The sequence below is a fragment of the Salinivibrio sp. PR5 genome (genome assembly GCF_001996085.1).
GTDB lineage: Bacteria > Pseudomonadota > Gammaproteobacteria > Enterobacterales > Vibrionaceae > Salinivibrio > Salinivibrio proteolyticus.
Genome location: NZ_MUFK01000002.1, coordinates 43,372 through 64,923 on the forward strand (window position 1 = coordinate 43,372; position 21,552 = coordinate 64,923).

The window sequence follows — 21,552 nt, forward strand, 5'->3', positions numbered from 1 at the left end:
CAGCTAGGATATCAGCGACATATATCGATGGATTAGAGTATGAAAAAACTGTTTCGCTTCATTGCATCTTTGTTCCGATGGCTTTGGGTTGCTATCGGTTTCGTGCGTCAGCTTTTGTTAAATGTGCTTTTCATTGCTGTTATCGTGGGCATTTATTGGGCGATAACCGCCGACTCGCCGCTGCCAACCGGTGACACAACCGCGAAGAAAGCCACTCAAGCTGAACCCGCCCCACAGGCGTTGTTACTGAATATAAACGGCCCGATTGTTGAACAGCGCCGTCGTATCGATCCTATCGATACCCTCTCACGCAACGCGCTCGGACAACCGATTGAAACCGAAAACGTACTCTTTGATATCGTCGATACCATCCGCCATGCCGCGACGGATGAAGATATTAACGGGTTGGTGCTTAGCCTAGGCGATATGCCATCCACGAGCCTAACCAAGCTTCGCTACATCGCCAAAGCTATCGACGAGTTCAAGCAAAGCGGTAAAGAGGTCGTGGCGATCGGTGGAATGTACAGCCAAAGCCAGTACTATTTGGCGAGCTATGCTGACGAAATTCTGATGTCACCAGATGGCATGGTGATGCTCCAAGGGTATGGCAGTTACAACCTGTACTGGAAGGATCTGCTCGATAAATTAGATGTCTCGACTCACGTTTTCCGAGTCGGCACCTATAAGTCCTTTGTCGAACCCTATACACGCACCGACATGTCTCCCCAAGCGCGTGAAGCAAATCAAGCATGGCTCGACCAGCTCTGGAACGCGTATGTAAGCGATGTGGCGAAAAACCGTGGCATTGAAGCGACGATGTTCTCTCCGTCTGCCGATACACTCATTACCTCATTAGAGGCGTTTGGGGGAGATTTTGCGTCACTTTCCAAGCATATTGGCATTGTCGATGAGTTGATGACACGCCAGGAGATCCGTCGTTATCTTGCCGATAAATTTGGCAGCGACGGGGAAGACAGTTTTGAGTACACCAGCTACTACGACTATCTACCCAAAATTCAATCCCGCTTTACCATCCCCGGGGACAATAATATTGCCGTCGTTGTCGCCAGTGGTCCTATTATGGATGGCGTTCAGCGTCCGGGCACCGTCGGTGGTGATACCACGGCGGCGATGCTGCGCGATGCACGCCTTGACGACAGTGTTAAAGCAGTTGTGTTGCGTGTAGATAGCCCAGGCGGTAGTGCGTTTGCTTCTGAAATTATCCGCAATGAAGTCGATGCACTGCGCGAAGCCGGCAAGCCAGTAGTGGTTTCTATGTCTAGCGTCGCGGCTTCCGGCGGCTATTGGATCTCAGCCAGCGCGGATCGCATCGTCGCGCAGCCAACTACCATCACCGGCTCTATTGGTATCTTTAGTCTGTTCACCACCTTTGAGAACACGCTGGAAGATATTGGTGTCCACACAGATGGCGTAGGCACAACCCCCTTCTCGGGAGTTGGTGTGACCCGCGCCTTGCCTGACGATGTTAGCCAGATCATGCAACTTGGCATTGAGCACGGTTATCACCGCTTTATTTCCTTGGTTAGCACGCACCGTAATCTGTCTTTGGAAGAAACAGATAAGGTGGCTCAAGGTCGCGTATGGACCGGTAGCGACGCGCTGAAATTCGGATTAGTCGATCAATTAGGCGACTTTGATGATGCGGTGACACAAGCGGCAGAATTGGCGGGCCTGGAAAACTACCAGCTGGATTGGATGCAAAAACCGCTGACGCCGTTTGAGCAGTTTATGACTGAGATGCTCGGCCAAACCGCGTCGGTGTTTGGCCAAGCCATGCAAGCGAATATCCCGACGTTTGCAAGCCAGTTACTAGCGTCACCGCAGTTACAGTCGGTAACAATGCTCGAACAATTTAACGACCCTCAAGGCCGTTACTTGTTCTGCTTAAACTGCCAATATCAGTAACACGCTTTGCTCCGGCCGTTCTGGTCGGAGCTTTATCCCAAAGTTTTCCTCGATTCTGTGTGGTTACGCAGTACCAACCATGTAACGGTTACATGTATACTGTGCTCACGCTCATTTAATGCAGATTTGTCATGATGGAACGTAAACATATTTATATCGCCTACACGGGCGGCACCATCGGCATGCAGAAATCCGATCATGGCTATGTGCCTGTTTCTGGGTTTCTACAGCAACAGCTCGAAAACATGCCAGAATTCCATCGTCCAGAAATGCCTCGTTTTACCATTCATGAGTACGAACCACTCATTGATTCATCGGATATGACGCCAGAGGATTGGCAACGCATTGCTGACGATATTGGAGCGAATTACGACGACTACGATGGTTTTGTGATCTTACATGGTACCGACACCATGGCGTACACCGCCTCGGCGTTGTCGTTCATGTTAGAGAACTTGGAAAAACCTGTGATTGTCACCGGATCTCAGATCCCCATTGCCGAGCTTCGCTCTGACGGACAGGCGAACTTATTGAACGCCCTGCATATTGCAGCGAACTATCCGGTAAATGAAGTGACTTTATTCTTCAATAATCAATTACTTCGCGGTAATCGAAGTACCAAATCGCATGCGGATGGATTTAATGCGTTCACTTCACCGAATTTACCCGCACTGTTGGAAGCGGGCATTCATATCGAAGTGAAAGCCACCGATCTTAATCAGCCGGCACAAGGTCCGTTTAAAGTACATACCATCAACGACCAGCCAGTAGCGGTGATTATGATGTACCCGGGAATCTCACCCGACGTGGTACGCAACGCATTAAAGCAACCTGTTAATGCCATGATTTTACTTACGTTTGGGGTAGGGAATGCTCCGCAAAACCCTGAGCTACTGTCGCTACTCAAACAAGCAACAGAACGCGGAGTGTTGGTGCTGAACCTAACCCAATGTTTGGCTGGACGTGTCAATATGGGGGGATATGCCACTGGCTGTGCCCTTGCTGATGCCGGCGTACTCAGCGGCTATGATATGACGCCTGAAGCAGCTCTCGCCAAACTCCATTTCTTGCTCAGCCAAGACTTGCCTTTTGAAACCCTACGCACCATGGTGCAAAAGGATCTACGTGGTGAGCTGAGCTATTACTAGCTTGCCTCAAGTTTGGTCAAAAAATCATGAGTTTGTGAAGCCGACAATGATGTCGGCTTTTTTATCTGCTAATTTATTCATACATTTCGCCGATCAGGGTCTCCACAATGATGGTGTTGCACGGTGATTCTTTATCACCACAAACGCGAAAAATTGCGCTGGCTTTACGATTTAAACAACTGAATTACGAACTGGTCCCAGCTTCTCCGTTTGAAGCGCATGAAGTTGTGCTGCGCCACCCGCCCATGCAAACAATCGTTGCACTGCTCGATGGCGGGCATACGATTTATCACGATACAATCGTGGCCGAGTACCTTGATGATGCGTACCCTGATCCTCTTCTTTATCCTGGCAATGCCCGTCACCGTGCCGATATACGCTGGATTGAGTGGTATTGTCGTCACCATCTCAGCCCTTTAATCGTGGATACCTTGTTTTATCAGCGTGTAGTTCGGGGTCATATGCTCGAAAAAGACATAGACCACCAAGCCGTCAATAATGCGTTAAAAACGCTACCAGAAGCTTGCCAATACCTATCACAACTCCTTACCCATATTCCTGCGGATAAGGTCAATATGGCAACCATCAGTGTATGGAGTCTATTTCGCTGTGCTCAAATGGCAGGGCTGGTGCTCGACAGCAGCTACACCCAGCTAAATCAGTATCTTGAAGCACTCAGCCAGCATCCGCTGTTTGACGATTATGCGCAGGAAGAGAACCACCAATTGACGCCTTTTTTCGCCAGTCCAATCAGCCTCTCTGCGCCAAACGACTAGTTGGGATCAATGCTCACTGGTGGTGGAAACTGTGAGTCCCTTTACGCTTTTCGCCGACCAGCATTCCTTACACCCTGTATTCTGGTATATACAAAACTAGGATTTTGTATAGCTGGAGGCTGACATGGAGCACGTCAGACAAGTTACTTCCCATTCGCAGGTGTTATGGCGCCTGTTCGGCCTGAGTGCCATTGGCATTGTGTTTTTCTTCGTCCCTATTTCTATTGATGGCAATACCACCATTCCGCTCGATCACCTTGTCAGTTGGATAAAAAGCACCTTTGGCAACCTGATCAACCTGTATGTGCTCATGATTATTTTAGCCGGTGCCATTATGCCACTGTGGACGGGGCAGTGGCGGCAAAGCGGCGGACAGAAGCTATTCACGTTATTAAAATGCATTGGTGCCGTTAGCGCGTTCATGGCGCTCACCAAAATTGGCCCAGCCTTTCTCCATGAGCCCGATATTCTGCCCTTTCTGTTCAACAAACTAGTGGTCTCAGTCGGCGTGATTGTCCCCGTCGGTGCGATTTTTCTGTCCTTTTTGGTCAGTTACGGTTTACTTGAGCTTATCGGTATTTTGCTCCAGCCGATTATGCGTCCCATCTGGCGAACCCCTGGCCGCTCAGCCATTGATGCGGTCGCCTCGTTTGTTGGCAGTTATTCACTCGGCTTGCTCATTACGGATAATGTCTACAAGAATGGGCAGTATTCGGTCAAAGAGGCCACCATTATCGCAACCGGTTTCTCGACCGTCTCAGCCACATTTATGATCATTGTGGCCCGTACCCTCGATTTAATGTCTCACTGGAATCTGTATTTTTGGAGTGCGTTAATCATCACCTTTATCGTCACCGCCATTACGGTGCGACTACCGCCTATTAAAGGCTTAAGTGACAATGTGCTAGCGCCGGAACCGCAAGCTATCAAGGGACAGCGCTGGGGGCTGGCTTATCAAACCGGCTTATCTCAAGCCGCTCAAGCAGGCCGAGTCAGTCACAACCTGATTGCCACAGTGAAAGACGGCTTGTTGATGACCATGACAATCTTACCTGCGATCATGTCGGTGGGGTTGTTAGGGTTGTTAGCTGCCAAGTACACACCCGTCTTTGAGTGGTTAGGCTGGATTTTTTATCCCATCACCGCACTATGGGGACTAGATAACGGCCATCAGCTTGCTCAAGCTGCGTCTGCCGGCTTAGCAGAAATGTTCCTGCCCGCGCTGTTGCTGAGCGAGGCAGACTTTGTATTACGTTTTAGCGCGGCGATTACTTGCGTATCGAGCGTACTGTTTTTCTCCGCATCGATTCCCTGTATTCTCGCCACCAGCATTCCAATCAGCGTGTTCCGATTGGTGGTGATTTGGGCATTGCGTACGGCATTAAGTTTAATGCTTTCCATCCCGCTCGCATTGCTCATTGCTGGCTAAGTAACACGAAAATGCGCCGCTTTAACAGGCGGCGCGTACCATCGACGCGTCAAAACATCAGTGCTTGGTTTGCACATCGATGCGTGCTTCGTCCGGTTTCGCAAACTCACGCTTTAACTCTGCTTTCGACTTGAACGTCACCTGTCCACCTTTAGCAACCGTCATATGCTGTGGCTGTTCGTTATGTCGCGATTGATAAAGCATCACCGCTTGCAGTGCTTGATCACGCTGAGTTTGGTTAAGCGCTGTTCCATCGGGCCACTTTCCCGTTTCGACGGCATAACATAAGCGATCGTAAACCTCTGGTGTCATCGCTTTTAACAGTTGTTCAATATCCATGGATGGCTCCGCTTTTTGACATGTCCCTATTATGCCTTAACCGACCTGCCTTTCGGCATCTCGAGTTCAGTGCGCAAAATCACGCTTTAGGACATAAACTACACTTAGATTTGAAGTATACTCACCGCAACTGATTGAGGATACGAACAACCATGCCTTTAAGATTACCTAAATCACTCACTGCTGCTTCTGCTGGCGCAATGCTTTTGCTACTGGCTGGTTGTGAGGGAGAACCGACCACCAACCAAGTGTGTGATACGCATCCTGAATTGTGCGAAGGGTTAAATATTGGTGATGGCCAATGCCGTTTTGAGCGTTCAGACTTGATTTTCAAACGGTTAGCGGTGGATGAAAAGCCCAGTGATCTTAATAAACTGGCCGAGCTCAAACAGACTCAAGTCTATTTACGCTGCATGGAGCTGGTTGCGGGAATCGAACCAACCACTCTAAAAGAGCGAAAAACGAAGCGTACCGAAGCGGTCTATCACGCCTATGATTCTATCGAACGCTTAGAACGTGAATTGAAAGACTCATATCAGCCACCGGTGATTTATTACCGCTGGTCACAAGGCGATAACAGCGCTTTACCTCAATTTCTAAAACTTGAGGGGACACAGCATCTTGAAACGCCCCAGCTTCAACTTGGACTCGCCACCTATTACGTCTCCCGGGACAGACACAAAACCGTTCGTATCTTATTGCATGTGCTTGAGCTGTATGACGGCAACGATGAAGAGGTACGTGACGAAGTGATCCCTGAAGCGATTAAATCCTTAGCGACCACTAACCATGCATTAGAGCGCTTCGATCATGCGTATCTATGGGCCAAAGTGGGTAAAGACTATAACTTACCCATAGCTGACAGTGACCGATTAGCACGGCTCTATCCTCTATCAGAGGAGCGCCGCAACCAGTTGGAATTAATAGCAAAAGATATCTCTGCAGCAATCCGAGACGGCAATTTCGAAGCCACTTTAGTCAACGCAGTTGATCCCAAAGAACCGACCTAGCATCAAGGCGCCTGCGATCGCGGGCGCTTCTCTCTATTTGTCAGTTATTTTCAAACCCAGCTCTCTTCGACAGATAACGGAATTGATGTGCTTGCCTTTCACGATCGCGCATCTGCTTCTACGCTTTTCAATACACCAGCTGTCATCCAATACCTCATCCTTTCGCTTTGTACCAATTGGTCAAAGAAGGGACAGGTAGAGTCGCAGGGGCGCAAAATGTTTAGGTGATGTAAAAAAAATCCGTACTTTTTTTTGACTTTAAACAATTTTGGGCGCGATTACCCTTGCATGGACGGGTCCTATTCTGTAATTTTACTACCAGTTTCATCTCACTAGAAATTAAGTTGTGGAGCAACATAATGACTATCAAAGTAGGTATTAACGGTTTTGGTCGTATCGGCCGCTTCGTATTCCGTGCTTCTGTAGAGCGCGAAGACATTGAAGTAGTAGCAATCAACGACCTGATTGACGTTGAGTATATGGCTTACATGCTGAAGTACGACTCAACTCACGGCCGCTTCAACGGCACTGTTGAAGTGAAAGACGGCAACCTGATCGTTAACGGTAAGAAAGTACGTGTAACGGCAGAGCGCAACCCAGCAGATCTTAAGTGGGATGAGGCTGGTGTTGACGTTGTTGCTGAAGCAACCGGTATCTTCCTGACTGACGAAACAGCACGTCAACACATCCAAGCGGGTGCGAAGAAAGTTGTTCTGACTGGTCCATCTAAAGACGCAACCCCAATGTTCGTAATGGGTGTTAACCACAGCGAGTATGCGGGTCAAGATATCGTTTCAAACGCATCTTGTACTACTAACTGTCTTGCGCCAATCGCGAAAGTACTGAACGACAAGTTCGGTATCGAGTCTGGCCTGATGACTACTGTTCACGCAACTACTGCAACTCAGAAAACTGTTGACGGTCCTTCTGCGAAAGACTGGCGCGGTGGCCGTGGTGCGTCTCAGAACATCATCCCATCTTCAACTGGTGCAGCGAAAGCAGTAGGTAAAGTACTTCCTGAGCTGAACGGTAAACTGACTGGTATGGCGTTCCGCGTACCAACTGCCAACGTTTCTGTTGTTGACCTGACTGTCAACCTAGAGAAAGCGGCATCTTACGAGCAAATCTGTGCCGCGATGAAAGAAGCGTCTGAAGGTGAGCTGAAAGGTGTTCTTGGTTACACTGAAGATGCTGTTGTTTCTCAAGACTTCATCGGTGAAGTACAAACATCAGTATTCGATGCTAAAGCAGGTATCGCACTGACCGACAAATTCGTTAAAGTTGTATCTTGGTACGACAACGAAATCGGCTACTCAAACAAAGTACTTGACCTAGTTGCACACATCTCTAAGTAAGTTGCAATTAGCCTAGTATTGATTAAAGGCGGCCGTTGGCCGCCTTTTGTTTATGGGCTCTATGCCGTTTCTGCGCAATAAAGGACGCGATTATGACTTCTCATACTCTGCACTTCGAGCGCCGGCTCTCGGCGTCAGTTGATTTATGTTATCGCCAAGCCGTCCCCGTTCTTCGGATTCAACATCCAGCCTGTGATGCCACCATCAGTCAGTTTGGGGCTCACTTACTGTCATTTTCTCCACGCGATGCGGAACCACTGATTTGGATGAGTGGCAATGCAGTCTATGACGCAAAAACGCCTCTACGGGGTGGCATTCCCGTTTGCTTTCCTTGGTTCGGCCAAACGGGATCTCCCTCACATGGTTTTGCACGTCGCGTTATGTGGAACATCCAACACATTGAAGAAAATACGCAAGGTGTGACGATACAATTATCTCTGACGCCCTCGGAGACGACCCGTGCTCTTTGGCCACACGATTTTGAAGCCGTTATGACATTCACGCTCACCCAAACGCTCGATGTCGCTTTAACGGTAAAAAACACTGACTCGCTGCCATTTGAGTTCGGAGGCGCCCTGCACAGTTACCTTTCCGTTGCGGATAGTGAACAAGCAACCGTAGCGGGTGTGGGAAGCCACTATCTCGACAATTTCAGCCACGGACAGAGAAAGCCCGCCTCTGGCACCGTGACTTTTGAAGAGCCCGTCGACCGCATTTATACCGACTCAGCCTCGTCATTAACCCTGACTGATACGGCAGGATATCGACGTATTGTCGTCAATAATCAAGGCGAGACGAGCGCAGTCGTCTGGAATCCAGGCCAAGCGGCTTCGGTACAAATGTCTGATATGGACGACGACGGCTATCTACATTTTGTCTGTATTGAAGCCGCCATTGAGCAACCCAGTATTCAGCTAGCACCGGGAGAAAGCCACACGCTGAACACCTGTATTCATGACGAAAAACATGGTGAGTTACTGCTCTAGGTAATCTGCAAACACGAAAAAGGCAGCCTACGCTGCCTGTTTGCATGTTGGTCGCGGCCAAGCGAACAGGCTGACCGCTCGCTGGGGGGCCTGAATCAATAAAAAATATAATTCATTCCAAGGTAGCCTGAAGTCGCCGTTGATTGGTCTACCATTGGGCTATCTGCAATGTTGTCATCTAAATTGGTGTAACGCACCCCACCAAGCAGCTGGATGCGCTCTGTCAGCATCACATAACCACTAGCACCGATAAAATAGTGTCCCGCAGAGCCGGGCTCGTAGGCGGATAATCCAGAGCGTGATGCCTCCGCGGCGCTGATCCCATAAAGGTGTTGATTAAGGTCACTACTGTTGTAGGAATACCCCACCTCGGGTGAAATCCCCCATCGCTGGCGGTTCATCCCATATTTCCAGCTGACTTCCCCGTACAAACCATCTCTATCATGGGTCACCCCCTCACCGACTAACGCTTGAAATCGACCAATCGGCGAATGGTATTGGTAGGCTAAGGCCGCAACCACTGAGGTATCGCGTTTATCAAGTAAACTTAGCTGTGGGTCATCGGTATCTGCAGGATCAAAACGACGTGGATCATAGGTCGTCGATAGGACGAGGTTATGCGTGGCATCTTTTGGCGCCAAACGCGCGCCTGCGGTAAGTCCTCGGAAATAGAAATGGTCAGTATCGACATTAATGGTCGGTACAATCAGCGGGTCGGTATCAGTGTCCTTATAAGGTTGGGGAGAAAAGGCGGCGAGGACACCGGCAGACACACGTGTTTCTGCGGAAACACTTCCCGCGGCGAGTAGTAGGCATGATGCCACCGCCGCTTTAACAAGCTTTTCAGTCATTCTTCTTCCTTAATTTGCTGGTCAACGCACAATTTAGAATTAGGCCAGTAGCTGTCCATACACCACACTTATCGTGGACACCATCACTGATATTACCCTCTCAACGTGACAGCCTACTACAACAACTTGAATCTAAGCTGTCTTACACGTGGCTATTTGATTTACCTATCAATGGTAGGGGAAAAAATATCGAAAAAACAATCAATTCTTTCACGCAAAATCGTGGATTGGGGTCTAACATTATTATGAGGAAAAGGGAAATTCAGCCAAAGGACCACCTTTTCTTTATGAGTTATCAGACGATTTAGGGGGCAGGACCATGACTATTTTCGATCATTATCGTCAGCGTTACGAAGATGCAAAAGACGAAGAATTGAGCCTTCAGGAGTTCTTGGATCTGTGCCGAGACGATCGCAGCGCTTATGCCAATGCCGCCGAGCGCCTGTTGATGGCCATCGGTGAACCAGAGAAGATTGACACCTCCCTCGACCCACGGCTCAGTCGTATTTTCTCCAACCGTGTTATTTCACGCTATAAGACCTTTGAAGACTTTTATGGCATGGAAGAGTCGATTGAGCAAATCGTCTCCTACCTCAAACACGCCGCGCAAGGGCTGGAAGAACGCAAACAGATCCTTTATTTACTCGGCCCTGTCGGCGGCGGTAAATCCTCGCTTGCAGAAAAACTGAAAAGCTTGATGCAGCAAGTACCGATTTATGTGCTAACCGCGAACGGCGAACGCAGTCCGGTCAATGATCATCCTTTCTGCCTTTTTGATGCTGAAGAGGATGGTCACCTGCTAGAAAAAGAGTACGGTGTCCCGCAGCGTTATATTCGTAGCATTATGTCGCCTTGGGCCGCCAAGCGACTTAAAGAGTTTGGTGGCGACATCAGTCAATTTAAAGTCGTGAAGGTTCGCCCCTCAGTACTCAACCAAGTCGCCGTGGCGAAAACCGAGCCCGGGGATGAAAACAATCAGGATATTTCCTCCTTGGTGGGCAAGGTCGATATCCGTCAGCTCGAACACTTTTCGCAAGACGATCCTGATGCGTACTCATACTCTGGCGCACTGTGTAAGGCCAATCAGGGGCTGATGGAGTTTGTGGAAATGTTCAAAGCACCAATCAAGGTGCTGCACCCCTTGTTGACGGCGACGCAAGAGGGCAACTACAACGGGACCGAAGGTCTGTCTGCCCTGCCGTTTGATGGCATCATTCTCGCTCACTCCAACGAATCGGAATGGCAGTCATTCCGCAACAACAAAAACAATGAAGCATTCCTCGACCGTGTTTACATCGTCAAGGTGCCTTATTGCTTACGCGTCTCCGAAGAGATCCGTATTTACGACAAACTCTTGTCGCACAGTGAGCTAAAACAAGCGCCTTGTTCACCAAGTACGCTAGATATTCTCGCTCGCTTTACGGTGCTTTCTCGCTTGAAAGATCCTGAGAACTCGTCCATTTATTCTAAAATGCGCGTCTACGACGGTGAAACCCTCAAAGACACCGATCCCAAAGCGAAGTCGTACCAAGAGTACCGCGATTACGCCGGGGTCGATGAAGGCATGGATGGGCTCTCAACCCGCTTTGCGTTCAAGATCCTGTCTCGTGTGTTTAACTTTGACCACGCAGAAGTCGCCGCAAACCCGGTCCACCTCTTTTACGTCCTTGAGCAACAAATTGAACGTGAGCAATTCCCACAAGAAATTGCAGAGCGTTACCTCGAGCACCTAAAAGGCTATCTAATCCCGAAATATATCGAGTTTATCGGCAAAGAAATTCAAACGGCGTATCTCGAGTCTTACTCGGAGTATGGTCAGAATATCTTTGACCGCTACGTAACTTATGCAGACTTTTGGATTCAAGACCAAGAGTTCCGCGACCCAGACACCGGCCAACTGTTCGATCGCTCGGCACTCAATAGCGAGCTGGAGAAAATTGAGAAGCCTGCCGGGATCAGCAACCCGAAAGACTTCCGTAACGAGATCGTCAATTTCGTCCTACGTGCACGTGCCAATAATGAGGGAAAAAACCCTGCTTGGACCAGCTACGAGAAGCTGAAAACGGTCATCGAGAAGAAAATGTTCTCCAATACCGAAGACTTGCTACCGGTGATTTCATTCAACACCAAAACGTCTAGCGACGAGCAGAAAAAACACGACGACTTTGTCGCTCGTATGATGGAAAAAGGATATACCCGCAAGCAGGTTCGCTTGCTATCTGAATGGTATTTGCGCGTACGTAAATCGTCGTAGCACATCCCTTTCAGGGCGGACACACGTGACGGGAGAGAGTTATGGCGCATTTTATTGATCGTCGGCTCAATGGCAAAAATAAAAGCACCGTCAATCGACAGCGCTTTTTACGCCGCCACAAAAGGCAGATAAAAGAGTCAATCGCCGACGCCGTCAACAACCGGTCAATCACTGATGTCGAAAGTGGCGAGGATATTTCGATTCCATCACGCGACATCCGTGAACCGACCTTTCACCAAGGCAAAGGAGGACAGCGTGATGCTGTCCATCCTGGCAACGACCAATTTAGCCCCGGCGATCGTATTGCACGCCCCCCCGGTGGCGAAGGCGGTGGTGGCGCAGGTGACGGACAAGCGAGTCCAGACGGTGAAGGCCAAGACGATTTTGTCTTCCAAATTTCGAAAGATGAGTATCTCGACTTGTTGTTTGAAGATCTCGAGCTACCCAATCTGAAGAAAAATCAAATGCAAAAAATGGTGGAGTATAAGACCCACCGTGCGGGGTATACCTCCAATGGCGTACCCTCAAATATCGCCATTGTGCGCTCGTTGCAAAACTCGTTAGCGCGTCGCACCGCGATGTCTGCGAGCAAGCGCCGAGAGCTGGCAGAGCTAGAGGAAGCGCTGGAAAGCTTGCGTCACTCTGAGCCAGCACAGCCTTTGGAAATGAAGCGGCTTGAAGAGGAAATTGCAGCACTGAAAAGCAAGATCGCCGCGGTACCTTTTATTGATACCTTCGATCTTCGCTATAAAAACTACGAAAAACGGCCACAGCCCAGTAGCCAAGCGGTGATGTTCTGTCTGATGGACGTATCGGGGTCAATGGATCAGGCGACTAAAGATATCGCAAAACGCTTTTATATCTTGTTGTATTTGTTCCTAACCCGTACCTACAAAAATGTAGAGGTAGTCTTTATTCGCCATCATACCCAAGCAAAAGAAGTCGATGAGCACGAATTCTTTTACTCGCAAGAAACCGGCGGCACCATTGTCTCCAGTGCATTGCGCTTGATGGATGAGATCATCAAAGACAGGTACAACCCCACAGAGTGGAACGTATATGCCGCCCAAGCGTCTGACGGCGACAACTGGGCAGACGATTCACCGGGTTGTCGTGAGCTACTGCAGAAAAGCTTACTGCCGGTCAGCCGCTATTACGCCTATATCGAGATTACGCGCCGCGCGCATCAAACGTTATGGCGTGAATATGAGGCACTCGCGGAAAGTCATGACAACTTTGCGATGCAGAATATTCGTTCGGCGGAAGACATCTTCCCCGTGTTCCGCGAATTGTTTAAGCGTCAGGTCGAAGCCTGACGCCATCTCTGCATCGGTATGTTTTTTCAGGGAGATTAGGTATGGCTGTCACTAAAGGCAAACGTAAGACGCCGCTCCATGATGGGCCGGATTGGACCTTTGACCTGCTTGAGCAGTATCACAAGGAAATTAAGCGCGTTGCCGAGCACTACAGGCTCGACACCTACGCCAACCAGATTGAAATTATCGCTGCCGAGCAAATGATGGATGCCTACTCAAGCGTTGGCATGCCGATAAACTACAACCACTGGTCATTTGGCAAGAAGTTTATCGAGACAGAACGTCACTATAAGCACGGTTACATGGGACTTGCCTATGAGATAGTGATCAACTCAGACCCTTGTATTGCTTATTTAATGGAAGAAAACACCATCACCATGCAAGCATTGGTGATGGCTCATGCCTGTTATGGGCACAATTCTTTTTTTAAGGGCAACTACCTATTCCAAACCTGGACCGATGCTGGCTCAATTATCGACTACCTGCTGTTTGCGAAAAATTACATCAGTGAATGCGAAGAGAAGTATGGCCTCGCCGAAGTCGAAAACTTGCTCGACTCTTGCCATGCGCTGATGAATTACGGGGTTGACAGATACAAACGTCCACAGAAAATTTCTCTCGCGGAAGAAAAAGCGCGACAAAAAGCCCGCGAAGATTATTTGCAAACCCAAGTGAATGAACTGTGGCGTACCATTCCTGGCGGTAATAAAGAACAGGAACAAGAAAAACGACGCTTCCCCGCCGAGCCGCAAGAAAACCTGCTGTATTTCTTTGAAAAACACTCGCCATTACTAGAGCCTTGGCAGCGCGAAGTCGTGCGCATAGTGCGCAAGGTTAGCCAGTATTTTTATCCACAAAAGCAAACTCAGGTGATGAATGAAGGCTGGGCAACCTTCTGGCACTACACCATTTTGAATCATCTCTACGATGAGGGCTTGGTGACGGATAGCTTTATCATGGAGTTTTTACACAGCCATACCAACGTGGTCGCACAGCCGCCTTACAACAGCCAGTATTACTCAGGGATCAATCCCTATGCCCTCGGGTTTGCCATGTTCCAAGACATTCGCCGAATGTGTGAAAACCCAACCGAAGAAGATAAGTACTGGTTCCCAGAGGTTGCAGGCAAAGATTGGCTCGATACGGTGCATTTTGCGATGGCGAACTTTAAAGACGAGAGCTTTATCAGCCAGTTTTTATCGCCCAAGGTCATGCGCGATATGAAGCTTTTCGCCGTCAATGATGACGATAAGCAAAGTTACATCGAAGTCACCAGTATTCACAATGAACAAGGTTACCGCCAGCTGAGAGAAAAACTCTCTGCTCAATATAACCTCAGTAATCGTGAACCCAATATCCAAGTCTATGATGTCGACTTACGCGGTAATCGGTCACTCACCCTGCGCTATGTGCCTCATAACCGCATCCCATTAGCCAATTCCTATGAGGAAGTGCTGAAACATGTCCATCGACTCTGGGGATTTGAAGTGATCCTCGAAGAGGAAACCAGTGAAGGACGAGGGAAAATACTGAGTAGCTGTCCGAAACGGCCGCAATTTGATCCAGACATGTTAGTCGGGAGCTAGTCTTGCCACCTGTCCCGTCCTAAGATAAATAGACAAAAAAGCCAGAGGCACAAGGCCTCTGGCTTTTCACTGTTTAAACCGATGAGGCGCAAAACAGCATTACACCTCGGTTGAAGCAATGCGTCGGTTAGGCCTCTTCTTCGGCCATATTGGCCGCAATGGTTTCACGATTGCCAAACCACAATGCACCACTTTCACGACCGTACTGCTTCACTCGATCGCTGATGGCATTATGTTGATTGTTTTCAATCAAACCACGCAAGTCGCTATAGAAGCGTAATGCAATCTCACAAGCACGGCGATCCATAAAGTAGTAGCCACCCACTCGCGAATAAATCTGACGCATACCATTAATGGTCAATACATACACTTTATTGCCAGAATAATGTGCCATGCCTTGGAACAGCATGTAGTCGAAGTGGTTAAAGGCACGTCCCATTGAGATCCGCTCACACAGTGCGGGATCTTGCTTGCCGTACTTATCTTGAATCTTCTTGACGTCTTTAAGCACCTCGGCTTGCTCATCAATCAAGGCAATAAACTGATCAAAGCTCTCACTTTCAAGCACTTGCTCACAGCGTTTAATCACATGATCGATAAGATTAATGCACTCTTGCGGGCGATTTTTTGCCGCATAGCGCATATAAACACCGCTAATATCGGTGCGCGCCGCCAGCAAATCTTCGAGCACACCGTGAACATCTTGGCCTTCCAGCGTCACTAACGTATCGAGAATGCTCAGCCCAGAGGTGCGCATATAATCGTTTACACGGGTCGGTTTGCCATGTTGGATAGTTAACCAACCATCGCGCGCTAAGCGCTGCAAGACTTCACGTAATGTGGTTCGGGTAACACCGATAAGCTCTGATAATTCACGCTCAGCCGGTAAAATCGACCCTTTCGGGAAGTGATTATTCCAAATACTTTCAATTATATATTTTTCAGCAAACGTTGCTGGGCTATCCGCCTTTATAACCATTGAATCTTAATTCCAATTTGCTTCTTGCTCTGATTAATAACTCATCATACCACTAGTCTTTTCAGGCAGAAACCGCTACGTGTTTTCAGGGCCAATGAAGTGACATCCTGCAGATTTTTGTACCAGATCAATGAAAATCTGGGCATAATTCGCAAAATTATGTCATACAAGATGTAACAAAGTATGACTAAGGCAAAATAGCGCACATCCGTCATGCAGTTGCGACCAACCGCCTACGCTGCTCGCCATTGCCGAACACCGAATTTGTACAGTGACCCGCTCCTCGTACTGGATCCATCGCTCTCTCAAACGGGCTGCTATGGTTTCTGTGTACGTGTGTTTTCTCGCCATGCGCCGCCTGTACGATGCATACATAACCATGAGACTTTCACTATGGCTAAGACCATGACACTCAGAACCGCGTTTTTGAAGAACTTTCTCGGTAAAGCGCCAGATTGGTACAAACTGGCCATTGTCGCCTTTTTAATTATCAACCCGATTGTATTCTCGATTGACCCCTTCATTGCCGGCTGGCTACTGGTGGTCGAATTCATTTTCACCTTAGCCATGGCGCTAAAATGCTACCCTCTGCAACCGGGCGGTCTGCTTGCGATTGAGGCCGTCGCTATCGGTATGACAAGCCCCGCGCAAGTAAAGCATGAATTGGTCGCCAACGTTGAAGTCTTGCTGCTACTGGTCTTTATGGTGGCAGGGATTTACTTTATGAAGCAGCTGTTGCTGTATATTTTCACCAAAATCTTGTTAGGGATCCGTTCCAAAATTGCACTCTCTCTCGCGTTTTGTGTCGCGGCGGCGACGCTATCTGCCTTCCTAGATGCGCTAACCGTGATTGCCGTGGTGATTAGTGTCGCCGTGGGCTTTTACTCGATTTATCACCGCGTTGCCTCAGGGAAAGAGTTTGGCGCCGCGCATGACCACACCTCAGATGAAAGCCTGAGTGATGATCTCAGTCGCAACGATCTGGAAAACTATCGCGCCTTCTTGCGCAGCCTACTGATGCATGCGGGCGTGGGTACCGCGCTTGGTGGCGTCATGACCATGGTGGGTGAACCACAAAACCTGATTATTGCCGATCAAGCTGGCTGGCATTTTGGTGAGTTTATTCTGCGGATGGCACCAGTGACTCTGCCGGTCTTTGTCGCAGGCCTCCTCACCTGTGTGTTGGTGGAAAAGTTACGTCTATTCGGATACGGCGCACAGCTTCCAGATAACGTTCTTAAAATTCTGGTGGAGTACGATAAAGCACAACGCGCCAAACGCACACCACAAGATGTGGCTAAACTCGTGGTTCAAGCGTTGATCGCCGTTTGGTTAATTGCCGCCCTTGCCCTTCACTTAGCCGCAGTCGGCTTGATTGGTCTTAGCATTATCATCTTGGCAACCTCGTTTACCGGGGTAATCGATGAACACCACATCGGCAAAGCATTTGAAGAGGCGCTGCCCTTTACCGCGCTGTTGGCAGTATTCTTCTCGGTAGTCGCCGTGATTATCGACCAACACTTATTTGCGCCTGTGATCGATCTCGTCCTGTCGTTGGAGGGCCATATGCAGCTCACCATGTTCTATATCGCGAACGGGTTGCTGTCCATGGTGTCTGATAATGTCTTCGTCGGCACTGTGTACATTAATGAAGTGAAATCCGCGCTTATCAATGGCGTTATCGACCGTGAACAATTCGACATGCTGGCTGTCGCCATTAACACTGGGACAAACCTGCCTTCGGTCGCCACCCCGAATGGTCAAGCCGCCTTCTTGTTCTTGCTCACCTCTACATTGGCACCGTTACTTCGCCTCTCCTACGGGCGCATGGTCTATATGGCATTGCCTTACACCATCGTAATGGGCCTACTCGGCGTGTTGGGAATCGAGTTTTTCTTGGTGCCGGCCACGGAATGGATGCTACATCAAGGATGGATTTCTGAAACCATTCATATGACCCAACAAGCCTTACCGAGTGCGCACTAACGCACTTCTACCATTGACCTTAGGCTCAACAAACGATTGAATAGCAAGGCCCTGTTTAGGGCCTTCTTTTATATCAGGAGTAATTTGAGTTATGTGGCGCGCCTTAAACCAGTTTTCTCGCAGTCGTTTTTCTTGGCTGCTATTGCTCGTGTGTGTTGTCGGTCTTGAGGCTACAGCGCTGTATTTCCAATATCACCAGTCACTCGCGCCTTGTGTGATGTGTATTTATGAACGGGTTGCACTATTTGGCGTAGGGGCAGCCGCACTGGTTGGCGTGATTGCGCCGCAAAATGCTGCATTACGCACCTTGGGGTTACTCGGCTATGGGGTGACCGTTGCCTGGGGGCTGAAACTGGCACTTGAGCATGTCAGTTACCAATTTCCGGATCCGAATCAACTGTTCGGCCCGACGTGTGATGTCGCGGTGAACTTCCCGACTTGGGCCCCACTCAATCAATGGCTTCCGCAGGTATTTGAAGCTTATGGTGATTGCAGCAAGGTGGTATGGCAATGGCTTGGCTTTTCGATGCCACAATGGTTGGTAGGCATTTTCTCGGCCATGCTGGTGGTGTGGGGGTTGGTCGTCATCGCCCAATTTATTGGCCGACCACCGCGTCGTATCTTTTCTTAGTAACCTTGACGCGCCGCCTCCAAATCGAGGGCGGCGCATCTGTAGCCACTTAGGCTTCGCAAACGATTTTCGTATCGGCTTGCAGCTTGGCTAGCAAAGGTCTATCCGCTGCACTAAATACCGCGGGATCGAGTCGGTTTGGTTCGCTCCAGTGAATGGCCTGATGACTCAAGGCTTCAGGCTCTCCCTTGGCGAGGGTGCACCAATAGCTACACAACAAAATGCGCTTATCACCGTAGTCATATTCTGTTTCGACAATCGGCGCGCCGACGGCTACCGTCACACCCAGCTCTTCTTTTAGCTCACGCGCGAGAGCTTGTTGATCGCTTTCATCCGCTTCTACTTTACCCCCCGGAAATTCCCACCAGCTAATGTAGGCCTTGTCTGGGTGGCGCTGAGCAACAAGCACTTGGTTTGCTTGCCCAATCACACCGGCGACCACACGAATCGCCGCTTGCGTGTTTACTTGCGTCATCGTTCTCTCCTGCAATCGCTTATCGCCCACAACACTTTTTAAACTTGGTGCCACTGCCACACGGACAAGGGTCGTTACGCCCTACCGACTTAAACGGGTTAATTTGATGGGCGCCATGGCTGCCTTGCTGCACTTCATCGGCTGCTTTGGCGACCTCTTGGATCATTAGGTCCAATTGGTCGATGTAGCGACCGGGCTCAATATCTAAGCCAACTTCTTTCATTTGCGCCAGCGTCCCCGCCTCGTCATGCAGCAACAGCATTGAGGTCACCAGTGCGGATAACATGCGGCGACTTCCATCGCCTACTGTGGCTTCTTGCCAATGCGGCTCAACATAAGGCCATACCGAAAGAAAACCCTCGGCAAACGCTTGAGCCGGTTCGCTACGTAACGACAGCATCAACGCGTCTGGCAACCCATAGTCGTTGCGCATGAGGGCGTGATACTGCGCGTCAAGATGCGCGAGGATCGCCTTTTTATCGGCGTCAGGTAAATGGACATCGTCTTCATCAAGGCCTGCCGTCATCAATACCGATAACCATGTGTCTGGTGATAGCGGTGCGGGACAGATATTGGCGGCCAGCAGGGCGCCTTCTACAAAGCTGGCTGGCATGCCTTCCCATTCAGAAGAAAGCGTGATTAGTGTTGACATTCTGTCTCCCGTATCTGTTGAGTCGCGTCAGCGAGGCGAGCGTTATCCAGCTCACGCACTATCTCATCGGCGCGATTGAGCACGCGAATCGCTTTAAAACAAGCGTCTGCTTGCGGATAGTACTGACGTAAATATTTGAACCACTGTTTTATTCGGTTCGGGAAATACTGGCCCTTATCGCCTTGTAGCTCGAGTTCGGTATAGCGTACCAATAACGTAAGCACGTCTGTCCACGCCATTGGCGCAACATTGTCTCGAATGTGGGCGCCAAGGTTGGGCATGTTCAGGGCGCCACGACAAACCATTAAGGTGTCGCACCCGGTGATGGCTTGGCAGCGCAATGCATCCTCTCGGTGCCAAATATCGCCATTCGCGGTGACAGGAATAGGCAGTTGTTGATTTATCTCTGCGATCAAATCCCAACGAATGGTACCCGCTTTGTAGCCATCACGCTTGGTTCGACCGTGGACCACAAGCTCAGAGGCACCGGCTTGGTATACCGCATCAGCAATCTCCGGGTAGTCATCTAAATCGTTGTAGCCAAGACGAATTTTGGCACTCACCACATGGGCTGAGTCCACCGCATCGCGTACCGCTTTCACCACATCAAACATATGCTCTGGGGTCTTAAGCAAAGCCGCACCACCTCGGTTGCCATTCACCGTTTTTGACGGACAGCCAAAATTAATATCTATCCCGTGGGAGCCAAGCTCAATGGCACGGACGGCATTGCGCGCCATCGCCACCGGATCTTGTCCCAACAGCTGCACACGCACCGGCGTGCCGGCGGCGGTGACGCCTCCTTGATGCAATTCAGGGCACAAGCGATAAAAGACCTTCTCGGGTAAACGCTGATCGACCACACGCACAAATTCCGTCACACAGAGACTGTAATGATTGATCTCCGTAAGCAGGTTTCTCATTAAGGGATCGAGTACCCCTTCCATCGGGCCTAAAACCACGCGAGGGGCGGATGGATATGTTTGACTCATGCCATGACCTTTACCAGTAAGGCGCGCTATTTTGCCAGCTTTTGCCGCAAAGCGCAGCTAACAAAAAAAGCCAGTCAAAATATGACTGGCTTTCAAACCGTTAGCGTTGATAGTACAGACCTAGCCCTCTGCTTTCGCAGCCTCAACCATGGCTTCTAACTGCGGATAAGGTAAATAGCCCGGCGCGACTTGATCGCCAATGATCATCGCTGGCGTGCCACGCAGCCCAAGCTCAACAAAGGCTCGGTAGTTATCCGCCACCGCTTTTCCTGTTTCTTCTGGCGTTTTGAGCCATTGCTCGGTCTTGGTTTTCTTGGCGATTTTCTCTAGCGAGCGCGCATCATGCATACCGCGCTTTTTCATCAGCAATTCATGAACTTGCGCAAAAGCCTCTGGCTGTTCTAGCCATACATTCATGGCATACACCGCAGAGTTAGTGCCCAACTCATCAATGGTTTGTTGTTTAAGTGGCACGGCAATATTGATGACTTTGACATCATCATGCGCGGCCACCAGCTTTTGCAGTTCGTCTTCCAACTTTTTACAGTACGGGCAGTTGTAGTCCATAAAGTTCACCACAGTGACGGTTGGATTTTCAGCGCCAATCCAGCTGTGGGTCTTAGACTCAAACCAGTCGCGACGTTTGGCAAGGTTCTGCTTAAACGTCTGCTGTTGCTCGACAAACTTCTGCAAACTCTGATTAAGGTTGGCAATTAGCTTGGGGTTATCTTCCAACAGGCTAACAATTTCATCCAGTTGCGCTTGCTGTGTATCGCTTAAATTCTTGGCGCTAGCAGGCATGGCTAGCATCATGAGCGCAACACATGGCGCGATATAACGAGTGAAGGACATTGGGTTTCC

The 21,552-nt window shown here is 49.5% G+C and carries 19 protein-coding genes; 12 read left to right on the top strand and 7 right to left on the bottom strand.

Going from position 1 to position 21,552, the window contains the following annotated elements:
• Positions 1–39: 39 nt before the first annotated feature.
• The 4 genes from sppA to BZG82_RS01670 all read left to right on the top strand — a co-directional run bounded on the left by sppA (position 40) and on the right by BZG82_RS01670 (position 5,279).
• Positions 40–1,926, top strand: a complete 1,887-nt coding sequence (gene sppA, locus BZG82_RS01655) for a signal peptide peptidase SppA (RefSeq protein ID WP_077765020.1) — start codon at positions 40–42, stop codon at positions 1,924–1,926.
• Positions 1,927–2,060: 134 nt separating this feature from the next.
• Positions 2,061–3,074, top strand: a complete 1,014-nt coding sequence (gene ansA, locus BZG82_RS01660; protein ID WP_069590079.1) for an asparaginase — start codon at positions 2,061–2,063, stop codon at positions 3,072–3,074.
• 107 nt (positions 3,075–3,181) lie between these two features.
• Positions 3,182–3,850 carry a glutathione S-transferase family protein gene (locus BZG82_RS01665; protein WP_077479296.1) on the top strand — a complete coding sequence of 223 codons (669 nt, stop codon included), beginning with the start codon at positions 3,182–3,184 and terminating at the stop codon, positions 3,848–3,850.
• A gap of 124 nt (positions 3,851–3,974) precedes the next feature.
• Positions 3,975–5,279: a YjiH family protein gene (locus BZG82_RS01670; RefSeq protein WP_077479295.1), complete on the top strand. Its 1,305-nt coding sequence runs from the start codon at positions 3,975–3,977 to the stop codon at positions 5,277–5,279.
• 57 nt (positions 5,280–5,336) lie between these two features.
• On the opposite strand, the gene BZG82_RS01675 is transcribed toward BZG82_RS01670, so the two are convergent.
• Entirely contained in the window at positions 5,337–5,618 is a 282-nt protein-coding gene (locus tag BZG82_RS01675) for a YeaC family protein (RefSeq protein WP_077479294.1), read from the bottom strand.
• 152 nt (positions 5,619–5,770) lie between these two features.
• Between BZG82_RS01675 and BZG82_RS01680 the strand changes: the two genes are divergently transcribed.
• The 3 genes from BZG82_RS01680 to BZG82_RS01690 all read left to right on the top strand — a co-directional run bounded on the left by BZG82_RS01680 (position 5,771) and on the right by BZG82_RS01690 (position 8,969).
• Positions 5,771–6,628 carry a DUF2989 domain-containing protein gene (locus tag BZG82_RS01680; RefSeq protein WP_077765021.1) on the top strand — a complete coding sequence of 286 codons (858 nt, stop codon included), beginning with the start codon at positions 5,771–5,773 and terminating at the stop codon, positions 6,626–6,628.
• A 359-nt stretch (positions 6,629–6,987) separates the two neighbouring features.
• Positions 6,988–7,983 (top strand): glyceraldehyde-3-phosphate dehydrogenase, encoded by a 996-nt coding sequence (gene gapA / locus BZG82_RS01685; RefSeq protein ID WP_077479292.1) that lies wholly within the window; start codon positions 6,988–6,990, stop codon positions 7,981–7,983.
• 92 nt (positions 7,984–8,075) lie between these two features.
• Positions 8,076–8,969, top strand: a complete 894-nt coding sequence (locus BZG82_RS01690) for a D-hexose-6-phosphate mutarotase (protein WP_077765022.1) — start codon at positions 8,076–8,078, stop codon at positions 8,967–8,969.
• A 95-nt stretch (positions 8,970–9,064) separates the two neighbouring features.
• On the opposite strand, the gene BZG82_RS01695 is transcribed toward BZG82_RS01690, so the two are convergent.
• Positions 9,065–9,820 carry a MipA/OmpV family protein gene (locus BZG82_RS01695; protein WP_077662232.1) on the bottom strand — a complete coding sequence of 252 codons (756 nt, stop codon included), beginning with the start codon at positions 9,818–9,820 and terminating at the stop codon, positions 9,065–9,067.
• Positions 9,821–10,139: 319 nt separating this feature from the next.
• On the opposite strand from BZG82_RS01695, the gene BZG82_RS01700 reads away from it, so the two are divergent.
• Genes BZG82_RS01700 through BZG82_RS01710 form a run of 3 tightly spaced genes read left to right on the top strand, consistent with a single transcriptional unit; the run spans position 10,140 to position 14,976 of the window.
• Entirely contained in the window at positions 10,140–12,074 is a 1,935-nt protein-coding gene (locus BZG82_RS01700) for a PrkA family serine protein kinase (protein ID WP_069590012.1), read from the top strand.
• Between the two features lie 41 nt (positions 12,075–12,115).
• Entirely contained in the window at positions 12,116–13,390 is a 1,275-nt protein-coding gene (locus BZG82_RS01705) for a YeaH/YhbH family protein (protein ID WP_069590011.1), read from the top strand.
• Positions 13,391–13,431: 41 nt separating this feature from the next.
• Complete coding sequence (locus BZG82_RS01710; RefSeq protein WP_077765023.1) at positions 13,432–14,976, top strand: SpoVR family protein; 1,545 nt, start codon at positions 13,432–13,434, stop codon at positions 14,974–14,976.
• Between the two features lie 127 nt (positions 14,977–15,103).
• On the opposite strand, the gene fadR is transcribed toward BZG82_RS01710, so the two are convergent.
• Positions 15,104–15,955, bottom strand: a complete 852-nt coding sequence (gene fadR / locus BZG82_RS01715; RefSeq protein ID WP_077677914.1) for a fatty acid metabolism transcriptional regulator FadR — start codon at positions 15,953–15,955, stop codon at positions 15,104–15,106.
• A gap of 405 nt (positions 15,956–16,360) precedes the next feature.
• On the opposite strand from fadR, the gene nhaB reads away from it, so the two are divergent.
• Positions 16,361–17,941, top strand: coding sequence for a Na(+)/H(+) antiporter NhaB (gene nhaB / locus BZG82_RS01720; protein WP_077662272.1), 1,581 nt, complete (start codon positions 16,361–16,363; stop codon positions 17,939–17,941).
• 91 nt (positions 17,942–18,032) lie between these two features.
• Positions 18,033–18,572 carry a disulfide bond formation protein DsbB gene (gene dsbB / locus BZG82_RS01725; RefSeq protein ID WP_077662235.1) on the top strand — a complete coding sequence of 180 codons (540 nt, stop codon included), beginning with the start codon at positions 18,033–18,035 and terminating at the stop codon, positions 18,570–18,572.
• A gap of 49 nt (positions 18,573–18,621) precedes the next feature.
• On the opposite strand, the gene BZG82_RS01730 is transcribed toward dsbB, so the two are convergent.
• From BZG82_RS01730 to BZG82_RS01745, 4 genes are all read right to left on the bottom strand, one after another.
• Positions 18,622–19,047, bottom strand: coding sequence for a (deoxy)nucleoside triphosphate pyrophosphohydrolase (locus BZG82_RS01730; protein ID WP_077765024.1), 426 nt, complete (start codon positions 19,045–19,047; stop codon positions 18,622–18,624).
• 19 nt (positions 19,048–19,066) lie between these two features.
• A complete protein-coding gene (locus BZG82_RS01735; RefSeq protein WP_077765025.1) occupies positions 19,067–19,699 on the bottom strand; it encodes an SEC-C metal-binding domain-containing protein in 633 nt (210 codons plus the stop codon).
• Positions 19,687–20,691, bottom strand: coding sequence for a tRNA dihydrouridine(16) synthase DusC (dusC, locus tag BZG82_RS01740; protein WP_069589999.1), 1,005 nt, complete (start codon positions 20,689–20,691; stop codon positions 19,687–19,689). The genes BZG82_RS01735 and dusC overlap by 13 nt, the downstream gene beginning before the upstream one ends.
• 120 nt (positions 20,692–20,811) lie before the next feature.
• Positions 20,812–21,543 (bottom strand): DsbA family protein, encoded by a 732-nt coding sequence (locus BZG82_RS01745; protein WP_077481335.1) that lies wholly within the window; start codon positions 21,541–21,543, stop codon positions 20,812–20,814.
• Positions 21,544–21,552 lie beyond the last annotated feature (9 nt).

What these genes read in the sequence shown, in the direction of transcription:
- sppA (WP_077765020.1), top strand. Translation starts at nt 40, where the DNA reads ATGAAAAAACTGTTTCGCTTCATTGCATCTTTGTTCCGATGGCTTTGG.
- ansA (WP_069590079.1), top strand. Translation starts at nt 2,061, where the DNA reads ATGGAACGTAAACATATTTATATCGCCTACACGGGCGGCACCATCGGC.
- BZG82_RS01665 (WP_077479296.1), top strand. Translation starts at nt 3,182, where the DNA reads ATGATGGTGTTGCACGGTGATTCTTTATCACCACAAACGCGAAAAATT.
- BZG82_RS01670 (WP_077479295.1), top strand. Translation starts at nt 3,975, where the DNA reads ATGGAGCACGTCAGACAAGTTACTTCCCATTCGCAGGTGTTATGGCGC.
- BZG82_RS01675 (WP_077479294.1), bottom strand. Translation starts at nt 5,618, where the DNA reads ATGGATATTGAACAACTGTTAAAAGCGATGACACCAGAGGTTTACGAT.
- BZG82_RS01680 (WP_077765021.1), top strand. Translation starts at nt 5,771, where the DNA reads ATGCCTTTAAGATTACCTAAATCACTCACTGCTGCTTCTGCTGGCGCA.
- gapA (WP_077479292.1), top strand. Translation starts at nt 6,988, where the DNA reads ATGACTATCAAAGTAGGTATTAACGGTTTTGGTCGTATCGGCCGCTTC.
- BZG82_RS01690 (WP_077765022.1), top strand. Translation starts at nt 8,076, where the DNA reads ATGACTTCTCATACTCTGCACTTCGAGCGCCGGCTCTCGGCGTCAGTT.
- BZG82_RS01695 (WP_077662232.1), bottom strand. Translation starts at nt 9,820, where the DNA reads ATGACTGAAAAGCTTGTTAAAGCGGCGGTGGCATCATGCCTACTACTC.
- BZG82_RS01700 (WP_069590012.1), top strand. Translation starts at nt 10,140, where the DNA reads ATGACTATTTTCGATCATTATCGTCAGCGTTACGAAGATGCAAAAGAC.
- BZG82_RS01705 (WP_069590011.1), top strand. Translation starts at nt 12,116, where the DNA reads ATGGCGCATTTTATTGATCGTCGGCTCAATGGCAAAAATAAAAGCACC.
- BZG82_RS01710 (WP_077765023.1), top strand. Translation starts at nt 13,432, where the DNA reads ATGGCTGTCACTAAAGGCAAACGTAAGACGCCGCTCCATGATGGGCCG.
- fadR (WP_077677914.1), bottom strand. Translation starts at nt 15,955, where the DNA reads ATGGTTATAAAGGCGGATAGCCCAGCAACGTTTGCTGAAAAATATATA.
- nhaB (WP_077662272.1), top strand. Translation starts at nt 16,361, where the DNA reads ATGACACTCAGAACCGCGTTTTTGAAGAACTTTCTCGGTAAAGCGCCA.
- dsbB (WP_077662235.1), top strand. Translation starts at nt 18,033, where the DNA reads ATGTGGCGCGCCTTAAACCAGTTTTCTCGCAGTCGTTTTTCTTGGCTG.
- BZG82_RS01730 (WP_077765024.1), bottom strand. Translation starts at nt 19,047, where the DNA reads ATGACGCAAGTAAACACGCAAGCGGCGATTCGTGTGGTCGCCGGTGTG.
- BZG82_RS01735 (WP_077765025.1), bottom strand. Translation starts at nt 19,699, where the DNA reads ATGTCAACACTAATCACGCTTTCTTCTGAATGGGAAGGCATGCCAGCC.
- dusC (WP_069589999.1), bottom strand. Translation starts at nt 20,691, where the DNA reads ATGAGTCAAACATATCCATCCGCCCCTCGCGTGGTTTTAGGCCCGATG.
- BZG82_RS01745 (WP_077481335.1), bottom strand. Translation starts at nt 21,543, where the DNA reads ATGTCCTTCACTCGTTATATCGCGCCATGTGTTGCGCTCATGATGCTA.